The following is an 18,499-nucleotide window of genomic DNA, read 5'->3' on the forward strand; positions in this document are numbered from 1 at the left end:
ATCATGTAGCTGTGGCTAAACAATAGCCACCGCCGCCACCACCCCTCAGGCTGCGGGGCATGGGATTCTTCACCTCGTACGACGGCACCAAGCTGAGCTACCACGTGGCCGGGGACGGCGCGCCGGTGGTCTGCCTGCCCGGCGGGCCGACGGCCGCCACCTATCTCGGCGACCTCGGCGGCCTGTCCGCGCACCGGCAGTTGATCATGCTGGACTCGCGCGGCACCGGACAGTCCGCGAAACCCCAGGACACCGCGTCCTGTCGCTGTGACCGGCTCGTCGCCGACGTGGAGGCCCTGCGCGCGCACCTGGGCCTGGACCGGATGGACCTGCTCGCGCACTGCGCCGGCGCGAATCTGGCCGCGCAGTACGCGGCCCGCCACCCGCGGCGCGTCGGCAGGCTTGCGCTGATCACCCCGAGCGTCCGAGCCGTCGGCATCGCGATCTCAGGTGACCTCCGGCGCGAGACGGCTCGGCTGCGCCGCGACGAGCCGTGGTTCCCGGAGGCGTTCGCGGCCCTCGAGGCGATCGTGGCGGGCCAGGCCACGAACGACAGCTGGCAGGCCGTCGCGCCGTTCTCCTATGGCCGGTGGGACGGGGTGGCGCAGGCCCATCACGCGGCGGATGCGGAGCGGCAGGACCCGGAGGTCATGACGGCCTTCGGTGCCGAAGGCGCCTTCGATCCTGAGGCCACCCGCGCCGCGCTCGCCCGGTTCGCATCGCCCGTCCTGTTGCTCGCGGGAGAGGTCGATCTGGGAGCTCCTCCGCCGGCCATGGCCGAGTTCGCCGGGCTGTTCCCGAACGCCGAACTCGTCATCCAGGCCCGCGCCGGACACTTCCCGTGGCTCGACGACGCCGACCGGTTCAGGTCTACGGTCGCGGCGTTCCTGGAGCAGCCGGCGGCGGGCCGCTGCTCTCCCGCACGATGAGCTCCGGCTCGTTCCAGGTCGGAAGGGACAGTGCGGCCTCCGGCTGCAGCCTGCGCAGCAGCAGGCCGAAGCACGCGCGGCCGAGGCCCTCGAAGTCGAGCCGTACGGTGGTGAGCGAGGGGTGGAGGTAGGCCGACGCCGGCGTGTCGTCGAAGCCGACCACGCTGAGGTCGCCGGGGATGTCGCGTCCGGCCTCGCGCGCGGCCCGCATGACGCCCAGGGCGAGGTCGTCGTTGCCGCACAGGATGGCGGTCACCGAGCGGTCCGCCAGCAGGGAGCGCACGGCGAGGTATCCGGAGCGGGGAGTCCAGCCGCCGTGCAGGGGGTCGGGCAAGGGGCGGCCGGTGGCCCGCAGCGCGTCCTGCCAGCCACGGGTCCGCTGCGGAAGTGCGCTGGTGGAGGACGGGATGGCCACGTAGTGGACGGTCTGGTGCCCCAGGCTCAGCAGGTGGCGCGTCGCGTGCGCCGCCGCGGCCCGGTCGTCCAGCCAGACCTGCCACGGATCGCCGCCCGCGCCGTTGTCGGGGCGTTCGACGGCGGCCGTCACCGGCACGTCCGGCGGCAGCTCGCGGAGCGCCCGCTCGCCGGGGTCGTCGTAGGCGATCACCATGACGGGCTCCTGGGGCCGGTTGAGACGCAGGGCGACGTCCGTGCTGTTCGCGCCCGGCTCCAGCACGCTGATGCCCACCGAGAAGCCGGCCGCCCTGGCCGCCTCCTCCATGCCGCGCAGCGTGGCCGCCGCGCCGAACAGGGCGGTGTCGGAGGTCAGCACGGTGACCGAGCTCGCCGGGCCACCGGCCAGCGTCCGGGCGAGCCGGTTGGGGCGGTAGCCGAGCTCGGCGATGACCTGCATCACCTTGGCCCGGGTCGACTCGCTCACGCGGGTCTTGCCGTTGATGACGCGGGAGACGGTCTGCTGGGAGACGCCGGCCACTCGGGCGACGTCCCAGATGCTCGCGGACCGGCCGGGAGGAGTGTCGTTCGGTGGCGTGTGACCGGTAACTCCCATGGTCCAGAGCCTACTTGACGGCTCCCTCGGCGAGGGAGCCGTCCGCTTGTGCGTCAGGTGTGCCGCACACCTGCCTCAGCCGGGACGACGGAGGTCGCCATCCCGTTCAGGGTGAGCTTGAGGATCGGTGCGATGGTTCCGCCGAAGGCCGCTCGTGCCTGCGTGGCCTGCGCGGATCGGAGATCCACGCCCGGGGACGATCGGTAGTTGGCGAAGCCGACCACGTGGAGGTCCGGCAGCACCAGCCAGGCGTAGGCCTGGTCCGGTTCGGCGCGGGGGTTGCGGAGCACGAGCCCGGACCCGTTGAGCGGCTCGTACGGTCCCGTCAGGCTGGGGGCGACGAAGCCGTAGAGCCCGGTGGGCGCGGAGTCGGCCGGGTGGAAGGTGTGGCGCTGGGTGGAGAAGAAGAGGTGGTACCGCGACCGGTGGACGACGATGTGCGGCCGTTCCAGCTCGTGGTTGATGCCCTCGGCCACGACGAGAGGCGGCAGCAGGGACCAGGCGCCGTCCCGGGGCTCGGCCAGGGCGATCGCACCGCTGAAGGGGTCGCCTTCCGCGACGGACGCGGCGACGAGCAGGTAATCGCGCCCGTCGGCCGGGTCGCGGAACCAGCCGGGATCGCGAAACGCCCTGATGCGTCCCGGAGCCCCGGTGATCTCCTCGGCCGGCAGGTACCTGCGGCCGTCCGAGCGGAGGAGCTCGCGGTGCTCGGCACCAGGGTCCAGCAGGATCCGGCGGCCGTCTGCGACCAAGGCGGGGCGGGCCTCGACGACGCGCTGCCGGAACGTCGGGGGCGCTTCTCCGCGCCGTCCGGCGGCCGTGTAGAACACCGACACGGTGTCGTCGGGGCGGCGGACCGCCGACCCCGACCATTCGCGGCTGCCCGGCGAGGCGCCGTCGGCGAACGCGTGCCCGAGGTCCGTCCAGCTGTCGCCGTCCTTGGCGAGCAGGCGGATGCGGGCCTGGTCGTGGCGCTCCTCGGGGTGGCCGAGGATCGGCGCCGACAGCGCCATCCACAGCTCCTGGCCGCCGATCACGCAGGTCGAGCCGTCTTCCTCCTGGACGGGCCACAGGTCCCACAGGTCGTGGTCCGGCAGGATGCGGGGCAGGGCCGCGGGGTCGAAGACGGGTGCCGTGGTCGCGGCGGCGTCGACGAGCAGCTCCAGGTGCCGCCGCGTCCAGCGCGCGGGTCGGCCGGCGCTCATGCGGCTCCCGGCCGATCCGGCGCGGCGTTCAGTCGCCCTTGTGTGGGCATGCGGACAACCTTCCTTTTCATCCGCGCCTGCGCTCCCGCGGGTCGAGCAGGGTGGCGTGGGCCGGTTCGATCGCTCCGGTGATTCCCGAGTGGCCGCGCGACGCCCGCGAGGGCCTCCTGGGGTGTGGTCGTCGGTATCGTGCGGGTCGCGAGGGTCCGCCCGTGGGTGCCGGCGAGCGCGCACACCCAGTTCGTCCCGCCCGCCTCGATCCCGCCGTAGAGCGGCGGTGTCGCGTTCATCGCCGTCAGCCCTTCAGGGAGCCCTGGAGCAGGGCCTTGACGAAGTGCCGCTGGAAGATGAGGAAGATCACGAGCGTGGGGGTCAGGATCAGCAGCGACCCGGCGCACAGCAGCGGGATGTCGGTGCCCCACTGCCCCTGGAAGGCGCCCAGCGCGCCGGACATGGTGCGCTTGGTCGGGTCGTCGACCAGGACGATGGCCAGCAGGAACTGGTTCCAGGTCCACAGGAACAGCAGGATGCCCAGGGACGAGATCGCCGGCATGGCCAGGGGGACGTGGATGCGCCGGAACAACTGCCAGACGTTGGCCCCGTCCATCCGCGCGCTCTCCGACAGCTCGCCGGGCATGTTGACGAAGTGCGCGCGCATCCAGAAGACGGAGAACGGCATGAACAGGCCGATGAGCGGCAGGATGATCGCCCAGCGCGTGTTGAGCAGTCCCATGTCGCGGATCTGGTAGTACAGCGGCGTGATGATGCCCTCGAAGGGCAGGGTCAGGCCGAGCACGAACAGCAGGAAGATCACGCGGCCGCCGATGACGCGCAGGTGGCCGATGGCGAATCCGGCCATCGTCGCCACGACGATGGAGATCGGGACCACGCCGAGCACGATGAGGACGCTCGACTTCAGCAGCTCGCCCATGTTCGCGGCCCGGAAGGCGGCGAGGAAGTTGCCCCACTGGGGGTCGGCCGGCCAGGCCAGCCCGGCCGGGTAGGTGCCCGAAGGGTGCAGGGCGGTGACGAACAGGCTGAGGAACGGCAGGAGGGTGATCGCCATCATGGCGATGAGCAGCACCCTGCCGGTCCAGGACTCCCGCCACGAGGTGATCATCGGTTGCCCTCCTTGGTGAACCACTGGATGGGAAGGGCGCAGGCGATCACGAGGACCATGAGCACCAGGGCCAGGGCCGAGGCCATGCCGACCTCGCGTTCGGAGAAGGCCAGGTAGTAGATCTGCAGGCCGGGCACCATGGTCGTGTTGCCCGGGCCGCCCTGGGTGGAGATGTAGATGATGTCGAAGCTGGCCAGGGCCGCGATCACGGTCACGGTGACGCAGACCGCGATCTCCTGCCGCAGGCTGGGGACGGTGATCGAGACGAACTCCCGCCACGGGCCGGCGCCGTCCAGCCGGGCGGCCTCGTACAGGGCCGGATCGATCTTGCTCATGCCGGCCAGGAGCAGGAGCGTGCACAGGCCGAGGAGCACCCATGCGCCGATCATCCCGACCGCCGGCAGCGCGGTGGAGAAATCGCCCAGCCAGGCGCGGGTGATCCCGCCGAGGCCGACGAGCGAGAGCAGCTGGTTGATCACGCCGGTGGAGGCCAGCAGCCAGCTCCAGGCGATGCCGGCCGCCACCAGCGGGATGACCTGCGGCAGGAAGAGAACGGTCCGCGCCACGAGGGCCAGCCGGCTTTGGGCGATGCGCCGGATGGTGGCGGCGATCGCCAGGCCCAGCAGGACCGGGATCGCGCTGAAGAAGACGATGAGCTTGACGGCGTTGATCAGCGAGTCGTACAGGTCAGGATCGGTGAAGACCTTCCCGAAGTTGGCCAGTCCCACCCAGGTGGACGGGCCGATGCCGTCCCACTCGTACAGGGAGTACTGGAACGTCAGGGCGATCGGACGCAGGACGAAGACCGCGTAGAAGGCGAACGCCGGCGCGACGAACAGCCAGCCGACCAGGCCGCGCGCGTCGCGCAGCCTGGCCGCGACCGGACGCCGGTGCGTGGCTCGGGCGCCGGCAGGACGGGTGACCACCTGCTTCAGTTCCCTTCGAGCTGGCCGGCGTAGTCGGCCTGGACCGTCTTCAGCAGCTCCTGCGGCTTCTGCTGCCCGGCCACCAGCTTCTGCAGCTGGGGCGTCCAGCTCTTGGCGTAGATGGCGCCGGTGGCGTTGGCGATGAAGTCCATCGCGCCGTTGTCCTTGGAGATGTCCGCTCCGGCCGCCAGCGTGCCGGCGGTGACCTTGTCCGCGGCCACCTCGGGCATGTACGCGTCGGCGGGACCCATCGGACGCGAGCCGCCTACCTCGACGCCGATCTCGCGGGCCCGCTTGTCGGTGGCCACCCAGTCGAGGAAGAAGGCGGCGCAGTCGGCGTTCTTGGCGTTCGCGGCGATGCCGAAGGTGAGGGGCGCCGACATGGCGGCCCGCTTGCCGCCCTGCTGCGCCGGCGGCATCAGGGAGAAGCCGACGTCGCCCGGCATCTGCTTGTCGAGGTTGCCGGACTCCCAGTCGCCGTTGAACATGAACAGGCCCTGGCCGTCGATGAAGCGGCTCATCATCGTCGCGTAGTCGACCGCGTTGACGTCCTTCTGGAAGTATCCGGCCTTGATCCACCGTTCCAGGTGCTGGACGGCCTGCAGGTTCGACGGGGTGTCGATCGTGGCGCCGGGCTTCTGGAAGATCCAGTCGTTGATCGGGGCGGCCGGGCCGTAGGAGGCCATGAGGTCCTGCAGCGGGAACGCCAGGCCGCCGGTGGCGCCGCCGTTGAACTGCACGATGGGCGTGATGCCCGCGTTCTTGGCCTTGTCCAGCAGCGCGTCGAGCTCGGCCAGCGTGGCGGGCGGCGCGGACATCCCGATCTTCGCGGCGAGCTTCTTGTTGTAGAAGATCCCGGTCATGCTGGAGTTGAGGCCCAGGGCGTACAGCGAGCCCTCGCCGCGCGGCCGCCCGCCCGGGCCGAGGCGCAGCTGCTCAAGCTGGGAGGCCGGCCACTTGTCCCAGCCGAACACCTTCGCGTAGCCGTCGAGGTTCTTCAGCAGGTTGTCCTTGACCAGCTCGGAGACCTGGGGCAGGCGCATCAGGTCGGGCGGGTTGTCCGCCAGCACGCGCGGGGCGTTCTGCGTGATCACCGCGAACTGGTCCTCGCGGATGTTCCACGTGACGTTGGGGTGCTGCTTGGTGAACTCGGTGGTCAGCGCCTTGGGCAGCGGGAAACCGGTCTCGAAGTAGCCGTTCATCGTGATCGGCGCCGTGCCGCAGGTGGGCGCCGCGGACGGGGCCGACGCGCTGGCGGCCGCGGGCTGCGGGCTGTTGCCGCCGGGAGCCGCGCAGGCGGCGGCCAGCGTCCCCATGGCGATCACCAGCGCGGCCCCGGAGCGACCTCGACGAGCCATGTGCATCTCCTCTGCTGCCTGGGACAATCGGCGCAGGCTGATGTCCCAACTCCGTTGCTAAATCGGGTTAGCGCCCGTTAGTCTCACGGTGCGTGTCGTACGATGTCAACCCCCCGTAACCCACTCTTGACGATCGGAGGTTCTGGGTGAGCCCACGACGGGTCACCTTGGCGGATGTGGCCAAGGCTGCCGGTGTCTCCCGCACGACCGCATCGCTTGTCCTGTCCGGCCGTGGCCGTGAGCTGCGCATCTCTCAGGACGTCGAGCAGCGGGTGCTGAAAGCGGCCGACGAGTTGCAGTACCGGCCCAACATCGTCTCCGTCGGCCTGCGCACGGGCACCACCCGGACGATCGGCTTCATCTCCGACACCATCGCCACCTCGCGGCTGGCCGGTGACATGATCAAGGGAGCGCTCGAGGCCGCCCGCGACCGCGGCTTCATGCTGTTCATCGGCGAGACCGAGGGCGACGCCGAGCTCGAAAGCCTCCTGCTGCAGGCCATGCACGACCGGCAGGTGGACGGGCTCGTCCTGGCCTCGATGTTCACCAGGACCATCAAGGTGCCCAAGACCGTCACGGCCACGCCTGCCGTGCTGCTCAACGCGCTGCCCGAGCAGCCCACTCCCCTGCCCGCCGTCCTTCCCGACGAGGTCGAGGCCGGCCGCCGCGCCGCCCGCATCCTGCTCGAGGCCGGCCACCGCGACGGCATCTACCTGATCGGCGCCGGTCCTGGCCTGCGCGACGTGCCCGCCGAGAGCGTCGCGGCGGTGGAACGGCTCGTCGGCATCCGCGAGGCGCTCGGCGAGGCGGGGGTCGAGGTGGCGGGCGCCCGCACCTGCCCCGACTGGCAGCCCGAATACGGCCTCGCCGCGACCCGCGACCTCCTGCACACCGCCCAGCCACGCGCGCTGATCTGCTTCAACGACCGCATCGCCATGGGCGCCTACCAGGCACTCGACGATTTCGGGCTCAAGGTGCCCGCCGACGTCTCCGTCGTCTCCTTCGACGACCATCCCATCGCCTCGTGGATGCGCCCCAAGCTGACCACCGTCGCACTGCCCCATTACGAGCTGGGCCGCAAGGCCGTCGACGTGCTGTTCACCGAGATCGACCGCGACCGCGCGGACGGCGATCGGGTGGGCGACGTGCACCGGGTTCCGATGCCCGTACGCAGCCGCGAGTCCGTCGCGCCGTCACTCCTCGACTGAAGGCCCTCCAGGGAGACGAGGCGGGCGTTGACACCCCGGCGTGATCGAAACTAAGTTGGCCGAGAAAAAGTGATCGATCACTTTTTGGGTCGTCCGAGGGAGTGTCCATGCCTGCGTTTCCGTCCCCGGTCCGCGTAGCCGTCGTCGGCGCCGGGGGCATCGCGAGAATCAGCCACCTTCCCGCCTTGGCCGCGGCCGGCGACGCGGTGCAGGTCGTGGCCGTGTGCGACGTCGACTCCGCCCGCGCGAACGAGCTGGCCGAATCCCACGCCATCCCGGGCCGCTACACGGATGTGGCCGACATGCTGGCGCGGGAGAGCCCCGATCTGGTCGTCGTCGCGACCCCGCCGGTGGCGCACCGGGAGGCGGTGATCGCCGGCCTGGACGCCGGCGCGTGGGTCTGGTGCGAGAAGCCGCCGACGCTGTCGCTGGCCGAGTACGACGAGATCACCGCCCACGAGAAGGACGGCGGCCCGTACGCCAGCTACGTCTTCCAGCACCGCTTCGGCAGCGCGGCCCAACGGCTGCGCCGGCACATCGGCGACAGCGAGCTGGGTTCGCCGCTCGTCGCTGTCTGCAACACGCTGTGGTACCGCGGCCACGACTACTTCGAGGTGCCGTGGCGTGGCAAGTGGGAGACCGAGGGCGGCGGCCCGACCATGGGCCATGGCATCCACCAGATGGATCTCCTGCTCAGCCTGCTCGGCGACTGGCACGAGGTGCACGCCGTGGCCGCGACGCTCGGCCGCCGGGTCGAGACGGAGGACGTGTCGTTCGCGATCGTCCGGTTCGCCTCCGGCGCCGTCGGCTCGATCGTGAACAGCGTGCTGTCCCCCCGCGAGACGAGCTACCTGCGCTTCGACTTCAGCGACGCCACCGTCGAGGTCGAGCACCTCTACGGCTACGACAACTCCCACTGGCGCTGGACGCCCGCCCCGCATGTCACCGACCAGGACAGAATCGCCGGCTGGGCACCGGCCGAGAACACCGGCAGCTCCCACCGCGCCCAGCTCGCCGCCTTGCTGACCGCCATGTCGGCCGGGGAGCGGCCCCCGGTGAGCGGCGCCGACGGCAGGCGCGTCATGGAGCTGATCACGGCCATGTACCAGTCGGCCATCACGGGGCGGCCCGTCACCCGGGCCGAGCTCGACGAGACGAACCCCTTCTACCACTCGCTCAACGGCGGCGACCTGCCGACCGCCCTCAGCCGCCTCCAGCACCAGGAGTCCGACCATGCCTGAAACCAAGCTCAGCGTCCGCGACGAGGACAGCTCCCTGATCGTCACCGCCGGCGACGTGGACATCGCGCAGTACGTCTACCGGCCGGACGCGCCCGACGCCGAGGCGCCCAAGCCGTACCTCCATCCCCTCCGCAGCCTCACCGGCGCCCCCATGTCGGTCTACCGCCCGTGGGACCACCGCTGGCACAAGGGCCTGCAGATGACCTGGGCGCACCTGTCCGGGCAGAACTTCTGGGGCGGCCCCACGTTCTCGGTGGAGAAGAACTACCACTGGCGCGACAACCTCGGCCACATGCACCACATCGACTTCCCCGGCGTCTCCGCCGACGGGGAGCGGGTGGCGATCGACGAGACCCTGCACTGGGTCTCGTCGGCGGGCGAGCACTGGATCACCGAGCAGCGCCACCTGGCCTTCCATGGCGTGGACACCGAGCGCGGCATCTGGGCGCTGGACTTCTCGACGAAGCTGCTCAACGTCCGCGGCGCCACTCTCGAGTTCGGCAGCCCCACCACGCACGGCCGCCCGCTGGCCGGGTACGCGGGCTTCTTCTGGCGCGGCCCCCGGTCCTGGACCGGCGGGACGATCATCGCCGCCGGCGGGAAGGGCGGCGAGGAGATGATGGGCGCCGAGGCGCCCTGGCTCGCCATCACGGGTCAGCACGACGAGATCGACGGCGGCGGCACCGTGCTGGCCGTCGCCGGCCACTCCAGCGCGTCGGTGCCGATCAAGTGGTTCGTCCGCAAGGAGGCGTTCGCGGTGATCAGCCCCTCCCCCTCCTTCGACGAGGAGATCGCGCTGGCCGACGGCGACACCCTCGAACTGACGCACCGCTACGTCTTCATCGACCGCGTCTGCGAGCGCGCGGAGCTCGACGACCTCGGCGCGGAGTTCGCCCTATGACGCCGCTCTTCCCCGGCGGCACCTCGATCAGCGACCTGGCGGTCTACGACTGGGAATGCGCCGACGGCGTCCAAGGCGGCACCCCGCACCTGCACACCGTCTCGACGGAGGCCTACGTCGTGACCGGGGGCCGCGGGGAGGTGCACACCCTCAGCGCCGCGGGCTTCGCCCGGGACCGGCTCGAAGCGGGCACGGTGCTGTGGTTCTCCCCCGGCACGATCCACCGCCTGGTCAACGAGGAGGATCTGCGGCTGATCGTGGTCATGCAGAACGCGGGGCTGCCCGAGGCCGGCGACGCCGTCCTCACCTTCCCCGCCGACGTCCTGCGCGACCGTGACGCCTACCTCGCCGCCGCCACGCTGCCGGCGGACGGCTCGGAGGCCGAGCGCGCGGCCGCCGCCCGGACCCGCCGAGACCTCGCCGTCACCGGCTTCCGGCAGCTCCTGAAGGACGTGGACGACCGCGGCGGCCAGGCGCTGGCGGACTTCCACCGCCTCGCCGCCGCGCTCGTCCGCCCACGGGCCGGGTCGTGGGCGGAGCTGTGGAGCGGGACCGTCGAGGCCGAGACCGAACGCACCCGCCGGCAGCTCGCGGCCATCGCCGACGGCGACCCGGCCCACCTCGGGCAGGCCGCCGTCGTCCGTACCACGCCCAGACCCGGGCCCCGGGCGTTCGGCATGTGCGGACGCCTCCAGACCTGGACGGCCGAGCCCGGCGCGGACAGCGGGGTCAACCGAGAACGATCGTGGTCAGGGCACGCGGCAGGAGCGTGACCACCCCGTCCGTCACGGGGACGGGTCCGAGTGACTCGTCCTCGTTCGTCAGGTAGGCCGCGACCTCGCCGCCCACTCCCTCCCAGGTCACGGGGGTCATGCCGGTGTTGAGGACCTCGACGACCCGGGAGCCGTCGGGGTTGCGGAACGCGGACACCTTCAGGGCGGGCTTCGCGACCGCCGTCTCGAGCCTGACCGCGCCGGGCCTGACGAACCGGCTGTAGGCGGCCAGCGCCCACAGCCGCTTGGAGACCCGGTAGGACTTGGCCGCCTCGTCGATCAGCAGCAACGCCCGGGTGTTTCCGACGGAAGCGCCCAGCCAGTACACGTAGCCGGAGACGTGGCCGAGGGTGAGCGCGTCGTGCACGGCCAGGGCGATCGTGAAGCCGTCGGAGCCGCTGCCGTCGTACCAGCTCTCGTTCCAGCTGGTGCCGTTGGGATGCCACTCCGACATCCACGTCGGCCGTTCCGTCGGCAGCGGGGAGTCCACGGGGGTAGCGTAGCTGTGCCCGGTGTGGACCTTCACCCAGCGACGGGCCTCGGCGTCGGCCTCGATCGCGGCCGTGTACGCCCTGGCCTCCGTCCAGCCGACCGACTCGCAGCACGCCACCCGCACGCCCGAGGCGATGGGACCGAGCACCTTGACGAACTGGGCGGCCTCCTCGGGGGTGAAGCGCATGGAGGCGTACGGGGCCGTCCAGTCGGGCTCGTTCGCGAACCCCAGGTCGGTGATCCGGATGCCTTCCCGCGCGTAGAACCTCGTGTACTGCACCAGGTAGTTCGCGTAGGCGTGCCGCCACTCCGGCTTCAGCCTGCCGCCGTTCCTGTCCTCGCCGGTGTCCTTCATGTAGCCGGGCGCGCTCCAGGCGACGGCGAAGAAGCGCCGCACGCCGTACTCCTGCGCGGCCTTGGCCAGCCACACCTGGCCGTTGTCGTCGCCGTCCCACACGTACTCGGGCGGCGCGTCCGGGCCGCCGGGGTCCTCGGGCTGGATCGACACCATCTCGTCGTACGGGCTGCCCGCCGGGGCCGAGCCGATGCCGAGCCGCAGAATGCTCAGCCCGGCGCCCCTCTCGCGGCTGAACCACAGGTCGAGGATCTCCCGCTGCTTGTCCTCCGGGAGAGCCCTGACGAGTTCGTTCCGCCGGAACGCCATGGAGATCCCGAACCCGTCGATGGTCTGGTGCCGGACTCCATCGTCGATCGTGATCGCCGATGGATCGGCCGACCGGGGTTTGTTCATCTGATACCTCCGAGGAGACCCCCGCCTTCAGGCGGGGAAGGAATCGGACTCCTGCGGAGCAGGGCAGGAGCAGGCGATTCGCCGCCAGGCGGACCCCCGTCTACGACAACCGAGCAGCACTTAGCTGGTCTTCCTGCAAAAATGTGAGGCGTGGCGCAGCTGGCGAAGCGGGCCTACAAGTACCGCTTCTACCCGACCCCCGAGCAGGCCGACGAGCTTGCCCGGACGTTCGGCTGCGTGCGTCTGGTCTACAACAAGGCGCTGGAAGAGCGGACCCGCGCCTACATCCTGGAAGGCAGGCGGGTCTCCTATGTGGAGTCTTCCGCCGCGCTGACGGCGTGGAAGAAGACGCCCGAGCTGGCGTTTCTGGGCGAGGTGTCGTCGGTGCCGTTGCAGCAGGCCCTGCGCCACCTGCAGGCGGCGTTCGCGAACTTCTTCGCGCGCAGGGCGAAGTACCCGACCTTCAAGAGCAAGAAGAAGGCGCGCGCGTCGGCGGAGTACACCCGCTCGGCGTTCCGCTGGCGCCAGGGCCGGCTCACCTTGGCGAAGATGGACGCGCCGCTGACCATCGTGTGGTCGCGTCCGCTGCCCGAGGGGGCCGGGCCGTCCACGGTCACGGTGTCGAGAGACGCGGCCGGGCGGTGGTTCGTGTCCATCCTGGTCGAGGAGAAGATCTCGCCGCTGCCACCGGTCGAGGCGTCGGTGGGCGTGGACGCGGGCATCACGGCGCTGGCCACGCTCTCGACCGGCGAGAAGATCGTCAACCCGCGTCACGAACGTGCCGACCGGCGCAAGCTGGCCCGCGCTCAGCGATCGCTCGCCCGTAAGGAGAAGGGATCGAGCAACCGGGCCAAGGCCCGGCTGCGCGTGGCGAAGGTGTACGCCCGGATCGCCGACCGGCGGCGTGACTCCCTGCACAAGCTTTCGACTCGGCTCGTCCGTGAGAACCAAACGGTCGTGATCGAGGATCTCACCGTCCGCAACATGGTCAAGAACCGCTCGCTGGCCCGCGCCATCTCGGATGCGGCCTGGCGCGACCTGCGGATGATGCTGGAGTACAAGGCCGCCTGGTACGGGCGCACACTGGTGGCGGTGGACCGCTGGTTCCCCTCCTCCAAGCTCTGCTCGGCCTGCGGGATGCTGCAAGAAGCGATGCCGCTGACCATCCGGGAATGGACCTGCGACTGCGGCGCGGTCCACGACCGCGACGTCAACGGTGCGAAGAATGTGCTCGCCGCCGGGCTGGCGGAGAGCTGAAACGCCTGTGGAGCTGGTGTAAGACCTCAACGAGAGTCCTCTCGGGCGGGCGACCGGCAGTGAAGCAGGAAGGCCAACCGGCGACGGTTGGAATCCCCCTCGTTCACGAGGGGGAGGAGGTCAACACGGGAGCTCCGAGCATGTGATGTGACTGCGACGACCTTGCTGGCGACCATCCTGCCCGAACCCTGGATCCGGCGCTGTGCCGCGGCAGGCCGGCCAGGTTGTCGGCCGGCGCGACCGCATATTAGTGATCGATCACTTTAGCGTCAACGCTAGGCTGTCCCGCAAGGAGCGAGGAAAGGGGGTCCCCTTGGGCGAGTCCGAGACGCCGCGCGTCACGATCCACGAGGTGGCCCGGCGCGCGGGCGTTTCCCACCAGACGGTTTCCCGCTACTTCCGCCACAACGAGGGCCTGAAGCCGGAGACCCGCAGGAAGATCGACCTGGTCGTCCAGGAGCTCAACTACCGGCCCAACCTGGTCGCGCGCTCCATGCGCACCCGGCGCACCAACCGGCTGGCGATCACCCTTCCCGCCTCCACCTATCTGTGGCCGGTACGCCTGCTCAGCGCCGCCTCCACGGCCGCTCACGCCGAAGGCTTCCAGCTGGAGGTCGTCAGCATGGAGGGCGACCCCCGCGCCAGGGCGGAGCGGATCCTGGAGCTCGCGGGCTCGGGGCAGGTCGAGGGCATCCTGTCCTTGACACCCCTCGAGATCGACCCCGGGGCGTCGCCGGTCCCCATCGTCGTCACGGGTGACTACGACGACAACCTCCGCAGCGTCAACGAGCTCGCGGACGCCTCTCCGATCCGCGAGATCATCGAATATCTCGCCTCGCTGGGGCACCGAGTCTTCTTCCACATCGCCGGCACGCAGACTTTCGCCTCCGCCCGCAATCGCAAACTGCTCTACGAGCAGACGATCAAGCAGTACGGGCTCACGTCGTACGGCATCGCCCTCGGCGACTGGAGCCCGCAGTCCGGCTACGACGCCGTCCGGGGCCTGCCCGAAGGGAGCGGCGTGACCGCCGTCGTCGCCGCGAACGACCACGTGGCCATGGGCGCCGTACGAGGAGCGCTCTCCCGGGGCTGGCGCGTTCCCGACGACGTCAGCGTGTTCGGCTGGGACGACGAGGAGCTGGGGCGCTTCGCCAGCCCGTCGCTCTCCACGGTGGCCGTCGATCGCGAGGTTCAGGGGCGGGAGGCCATGGCCAAGCTCATCGCGGAGGTCCGGGGCGAGCCGCTGCCTGAATCCCCCTCACGGTCGATCAACCGGGTGATCGTACGCGAGACCGTGGGTCCGCCACCGTACGCGTGCGAGCAGGACGGTGTGTGATCGATAACGCATGGGCCGTCCAATGACTGCGACGGCCACCAACCCGCCACGCTGAAACTTTCACCCTGCCTTGACATGCGCCGGCCGCCGCCCTTACACCGTTGGGTGTTATCGATAACGCACCTCATGCATCGGCTCGGCAGAGAGAGTTGCGCGATGTCCAGACGTAGACCCTTGTTGACCGCCTTAGCGGTTGTGGCGCTCGTCGTCCTGGTGGCCACAGGCGGCCCGGCGCTGAGCGCCGACTCCGGCGGGACGTCACCCGGCGCCGTCGCGGCGACCGCGGGATGCGGCAAGGCTCCAGGGCTGGCGAGCGGTACGCGTTCGATCCAGACCAGCGGCAAGAACCGCAGCTACATCCTCAAGATCCCCGACAACTACGACATGAACCACCCCTACCGGCTGATCTTCGGGCTCCACTGGCTGGGCGGCACCGCCACCGACGTCGCCACCGGCCAGACCGTGCAACGGGACGTCTGGGCCTACTACGGGCTCCAGCGCCTGGCGGACAACAGCACGATCTTCGTCGCGCCCCAGGGCTTCAACAACGGCTGGGGCAACTCCAACGGTGAGGACCTGACCTTCGTCGACGACCTGGTCAGGCAGATCGAGGGAGCTCTCTGCGTCGACACCACGCAGCTGTTCGCCACGGGTTTCAGCTACGGCGGCGCCATGTCGTACGCGATCGCCTGCGCCCGGGCGAACGTCTTCCGCGCGGTCGCGGTCCAGTCCGGCGGCCAGCTCAGCGGGTGCAGCGGGGGCAGCCAGCCCATCGCCTACATGGGGATCCACGGCATCAGGGACAACGTGCTCAACATCTCCGGCGGGCGATCCCTGCGTGACCGGTTCGTCCGGAACAACGGCTGCACCGCCCAGAACCCGCCCGAGCCGGCACAGGGCAGTCTGACGCACCGGGTCACCACCTATTCCGGATGCTCGGCCGGGCATCCGGTTGTCTGGGCCGCGTTCGACGAAGGCCACATCGCCGCGCCGCAGGACGGGGCCGGCGGCGACAGCGGCTCCAGGACCTGGGTCCCGGCGGAGGTGTGGAAGTTCTTCACCCAGTTCCAGAGCGGCCCGACACCGACACCGACACCGACCCCCGTTCCGGGGGCGTGCTCGGCCGCGATCGAGACAACCAACAGCTGGGACGGCGGGTTCCAGTCGACGGTGACGGTCCGGGCGGGCAGCGCACCGGTCGACGGCTGGACCGTGAAGTGGACCTGGCCCGGCGGGCAGAGCATCAGCAGCCTGTGGAACGGCACGCAGAGCGGCTCCGGCCCCGCCGTGACGGTCCGCAACGCCCCCTACAACGGCTCCATCGCCGCGGACGCCTCCACCACCTTCGGCTTCACCGCCAACGGCACCGCGGCCACCCCCACCGCCACCTGCACCAGCCCCTGACCTCTCGTTCATCCGGGCCGGCCGATCGTCTACAGCGTCAACCCGAACAGCACCCACAACATCGTCGACGTCACCGTCCCGCTCGCGTCGTACGCCAGGCCGGGCGCGTTCAACGACCCCGACATCGTCGCCGCCGGCTACCGGTGAATCGGCCGTGGCGGCGGCCCGTACCTCCCGCCGGGGGGTCCTACGCGGGCACGGCCTTTCGCCGGGTGGCGGCCGCCGCCACGTTGACGGGCATGCGCCCGAAGATCAGGCCGTGGAACGGGCTGATCGCCCACCAGTAGAGGTGCCCGAGCAGGCCGTGCGGGTGGAAGATCGCCCGCTGCCGGTAGAAGGTGCCACCACCGGAGCGGGAGACGCTCAGTTCCAGCCAGGCCAGGCCCGGTAGCCGCATCTCGGCGCGCAACCGCAGCAGGCGACCGGGCAGCACCTCTTCCACCCGCCAGAAGTCGAGCGTGTCCCCCGTCCTCAGCCGGTACGCGTCACGCCGCCCGCGGCGCAGCCCGACGCCGCCGAAGAGTCTGTCCAGCAGGCCGCGCACGTGCCAGGCGACCGGAAGGGAGTACCAGCCGTTGTGACCGCCGATACCCTCGATGACCTGCCACAACGCCTCCGGGTCCGCGTCCACCCGGAGGCTGCGGCAGTCGATGTAGAGGCTGCCGCCCGCCCAGTCGGGATCGGTCGGCAGCGGGTCGCTCGGGGCGCCGGGTGTGGAGGCCGAGGACCAGCGAGTGGCGACGTCCGCCTCCTTGATCTTCTTGAGCGCCAGTGAGACGGCCTCGCGGAAACCGATCAACCCCTCCTCCGGGTCGGTCACGTAGCGGGCGATGTCGTGCTCGCCGCAGATCCCCTCATTGCGCAGCGACTCGACCAGCGGCCGCGCGATCCCCGACGGGACCGGGGTGACCAGACCCACCCAGAGGCTCGACAACCTCGGGGTGAGCACCCTCACGGGAATGATCGCGCGGTGGGGCAGACCGGCCACGGACGCGTACCCGTGCATCATGTCGGCGTAGGTCAGCACGTCCGGGCCGCCGATGTCGAAGGCACGGTTGACCTCGTCGGGCACGCTCGCCCAGGCGGCGAGGTAACGCAGCACGTCCCGTACGGCGATGGGTTGCGTGCGGGTGTGCACCCAGCGGGGCGTCGTCATGACCGGCAACCGTTCGGTCAGGTATCTCAGCATCTCGAACGACGCCGAACCGGAGCCGATGATGACCGCGGCCCGCAGCACCACCGCCGGCACGCCGGCCCGCAGGAAGATCTCGCCCACCTCCGCCCTGGACCGCAGATGAGGGGAAAGCCGCTCGCTGGGGACGAGACCACCGAGGTAGACGATGCGACGTACCCCCGCCTGCTCCGCCGCCGCCGCGAACGTCTCGGCGGCCCTGCGGTCGTTCTCGGCGAACTGCCCGGCCCCGCCCATCGTGTGGATCAGGTAGTAGGCCACCTCGATGCCGTCCAGGGCCTCCCGGGTCTGTCCGGGATCGGTGGCGTCCGCCTTGACGACCGACGTCCGCGCCACCCACGGCAGGTCCCGCAGCCTCTCCGGGGACCGTGCCATGCAGCGGACCTCGTGACCTGCCGCGAGCAGTTCGGGGGCCAGCCGGCCGCCGATGTAGCCGGTCGCCCCGGTGACCAGACAACGCGCCATCTCCGCACCCTCCGCTGTGGGGTGTGCCCTTCGGGCCGGGCTACCCAGCAGATCAGGACATAACCGCACGTCAGAGCGCTACGAGTCGCGGGCGCGCCGCAGCACCGGCAGCCCCGTGCCGGAGTCGAGCACGAGGCGGTCGCCAAGCGGCCGGGCGAGCGTGACGGTGATCGTGGCCGTCTTGAGCATCGCCGGGCAGGGCTTGCCCGAGCCGGAGTCCTCCTCGTCCACGTCGACCACCACCAGCTGTCCGGTCTCGTAGGCGCGTGCCCCGCGAACGGTGTCGCAGGCGCCGTACCCGTAGCGGAGCAGCAGCTCTCTTGGCTTGCCGGCGACGAGGTCGAACGCCATCACCTCTTCGACGCTCCCCTGCACCCGCTCGGGACGGGCGGTGACGGCCGAGGGGTCGACCGCCACGTGGACCTTCTTCTGCTCGACTCCCTCGACGGTGAACATCCAGGCGGGCACCTGGACCGCGCCGCGGCTGGTCTCCAGCGGGACCTTGCCCAGCCTGGCCCCGGTCACCCGGAGGAGGCGGCATCCCTTGGCCGGACACTCCTCTTCGATGAGCCCGGCCGGTTTGCTGAACTCCGCGTACGCCCGCTCCGCCGTGATGAGCGGCACCTGCGAGACCTCGCCGTCCGGCGCGACGAACCCGTTGCGCCAGGCTCGGTCGTCGGCCGACCCCTGCCAGCGCTCCGCCACCTCACGAGCACGCCTCTCGAACTCATCGGACCCGCCGGTCGGAAAGACCCCACCGCAGGAGGAGAGGAGCAGCATCAGGGACAGGCACGCGATCACTCTTCGCACGAGACCTCCGCCTGGCTTTCCGATTTTCAGGACTCGGTGCCAGTCTCGATGATCCCGGCGCCATGGTGAGCCGGTCGGCGGCGCGGTTTCCCGTTCGACAGCCGGAGACGGCGATTGGGGCC

Annotated in this window: 15 protein-coding genes and 1 pseudogene; 8 read left to right on the forward strand and 8 right to left on the reverse strand. The window is 70.6% G+C overall.

The window, feature by feature from the left end:
- Positions 1-59: 59 nt before the first annotated feature.
- Positions 60-929 carry an alpha/beta hydrolase gene (locus AB0L65_RS26955; protein WP_364250247.1) on the forward strand — a complete coding sequence of 290 codons (870 nt, stop codon included), beginning with the start codon at positions 60-62 and terminating at the stop codon, positions 927-929.
- On the opposite strand, the gene AB0L65_RS26960 is transcribed toward AB0L65_RS26955, so the two are convergent.
- From AB0L65_RS26960 to AB0L65_RS26980, 5 genes are all read right to left on the reverse strand, one after another.
- A complete protein-coding gene (locus AB0L65_RS26960) occupies positions 871-1,938 on the reverse strand; it encodes a LacI family DNA-binding transcriptional regulator (RefSeq protein ID WP_364250250.1) in 1,068 nt (355 codons plus the stop codon). The genes AB0L65_RS26955 and AB0L65_RS26960 overlap by 59 nt on opposite strands.
- Before the next feature lie 53 nt (positions 1,939-1,991).
- Positions 1,992-3,143, reverse strand: a complete 1,152-nt coding sequence (locus AB0L65_RS26965; protein WP_364250253.1) for a glycoside hydrolase family 68 protein — start codon at positions 3,141-3,143, stop codon at positions 1,992-1,994.
- A gap of 295 nt (positions 3,144-3,438) precedes the next feature.
- Positions 3,439-4,263 (reverse strand): carbohydrate ABC transporter permease, encoded by an 825-nt coding sequence (locus tag AB0L65_RS26970; protein ID WP_364250256.1) that lies wholly within the window; start codon positions 4,261-4,263, stop codon positions 3,439-3,441.
- Positions 4,260-5,189, reverse strand: a complete 930-nt coding sequence (locus AB0L65_RS26975) for a sugar ABC transporter permease (RefSeq protein ID WP_364250259.1) — start codon at positions 5,187-5,189, stop codon at positions 4,260-4,262. The genes AB0L65_RS26970 and AB0L65_RS26975 overlap by 4 nt, the downstream gene beginning before the upstream one ends.
- A 5-nt stretch (positions 5,190-5,194) precedes the next feature.
- A complete protein-coding gene (locus AB0L65_RS26980) occupies positions 5,195-6,547 on the reverse strand; it encodes an extracellular solute-binding protein (RefSeq protein ID WP_364250262.1) in 1,353 nt (450 codons plus the stop codon).
- A 146-nt stretch (positions 6,548-6,693) separates the two neighbouring features.
- Here AB0L65_RS26980 and AB0L65_RS26985 point away from each other — a divergent pair, with 146 nt between their 5' ends.
- The 4 genes from AB0L65_RS26985 to AB0L65_RS27000 all read left to right on the forward strand — a co-directional run bounded on the left by AB0L65_RS26985 (position 6,694) and on the right by AB0L65_RS27000 (position 10,670).
- Positions 6,694-7,755 carry a LacI family DNA-binding transcriptional regulator gene (locus AB0L65_RS26985; protein ID WP_364250265.1) on the forward strand — a complete coding sequence of 354 codons (1,062 nt, stop codon included), beginning with the start codon at positions 6,694-6,696 and terminating at the stop codon, positions 7,753-7,755.
- Between the two features lie 107 nt (positions 7,756-7,862).
- Positions 7,863-8,996, forward strand: coding sequence for a Gfo/Idh/MocA family oxidoreductase (locus AB0L65_RS26990; protein WP_364250268.1), 1,134 nt, complete (start codon positions 7,863-7,865; stop codon positions 8,994-8,996).
- Positions 8,989-9,897 (forward strand): PmoA family protein, encoded by a 909-nt coding sequence (locus tag AB0L65_RS26995; protein ID WP_364250271.1) that lies wholly within the window; start codon positions 8,989-8,991, stop codon positions 9,895-9,897. Before AB0L65_RS26990 ends, AB0L65_RS26995 begins: the two co-directional genes overlap by 8 nt.
- A complete protein-coding gene (locus AB0L65_RS27000) occupies positions 9,894-10,670 on the forward strand; it encodes a cupin domain-containing protein (RefSeq protein ID WP_364250274.1) in 777 nt (258 codons plus the stop codon). The genes AB0L65_RS26995 and AB0L65_RS27000 overlap by 4 nt, the downstream gene beginning before the upstream one ends.
- Here AB0L65_RS27000 and AB0L65_RS27005 read toward each other — a convergent pair.
- Entirely contained in the window at positions 10,627-11,913 is a 1,287-nt protein-coding gene (locus AB0L65_RS27005) for a glycoside hydrolase (RefSeq protein WP_364250277.1), read from the reverse strand. The two genes, AB0L65_RS27000 and AB0L65_RS27005, sit on opposite strands and share 44 nt — an antisense overlap.
- Before the next feature lie 150 nt (positions 11,914-12,063).
- Between AB0L65_RS27005 and AB0L65_RS27010 the strand changes: the two are divergent.
- The 3 genes and pseudogenes from AB0L65_RS27010 to AB0L65_RS27020 all read left to right on the forward strand — a co-directional run bounded on the left by AB0L65_RS27010 (position 12,064) and on the right by AB0L65_RS27020 (position 15,910).
- Positions 12,064-13,316: pseudogene (locus AB0L65_RS27010) on the forward strand (RNA-guided endonuclease TnpB family protein).
- Between the two features lie 167 nt (positions 13,317-13,483).
- Positions 13,484-14,506 carry a LacI family DNA-binding transcriptional regulator gene (locus AB0L65_RS27015; protein ID WP_364250280.1) on the forward strand — a complete coding sequence of 341 codons (1,023 nt, stop codon included), beginning with the start codon at positions 13,484-13,486 and terminating at the stop codon, positions 14,504-14,506.
- A 156-nt stretch (positions 14,507-14,662) separates the two neighbouring features.
- Complete coding sequence (locus AB0L65_RS27020) at positions 14,663-15,910, forward strand: cellulose binding domain-containing protein (RefSeq protein WP_364250283.1); 1,248 nt, start codon at positions 14,663-14,665, stop codon at positions 15,908-15,910.
- 187 nt (positions 15,911-16,097) lie between these two features.
- On the opposite strand, the gene AB0L65_RS27025 is transcribed toward AB0L65_RS27020, so the two are convergent.
- Both AB0L65_RS27025 and AB0L65_RS27030 read right to left on the reverse strand, forming a co-directional pair.
- Positions 16,098-17,567: an SDR family oxidoreductase gene (locus tag AB0L65_RS27025; RefSeq protein WP_364250286.1), complete on the reverse strand. Its 1,470-nt coding sequence runs from the start codon at positions 17,565-17,567 to the stop codon at positions 16,098-16,100.
- Between the two features lie 78 nt (positions 17,568-17,645).
- Positions 17,646-18,377 (reverse strand): hypothetical protein, encoded by a 732-nt coding sequence (locus AB0L65_RS27030; RefSeq protein WP_364250289.1) that lies wholly within the window; start codon positions 18,375-18,377, stop codon positions 17,646-17,648.
- Positions 18,378-18,499: the final 122 nt, after the last annotated feature.

It is taken from the genome of Nonomuraea sp. NPDC052116 (assembly GCF_040680035.1).
In the GTDB taxonomy this organism is placed as follows: domain Bacteria; phylum Actinomycetota; class Actinomycetes; order Streptosporangiales; family Streptosporangiaceae; genus Nonomuraea; species Nonomuraea angiospora_A.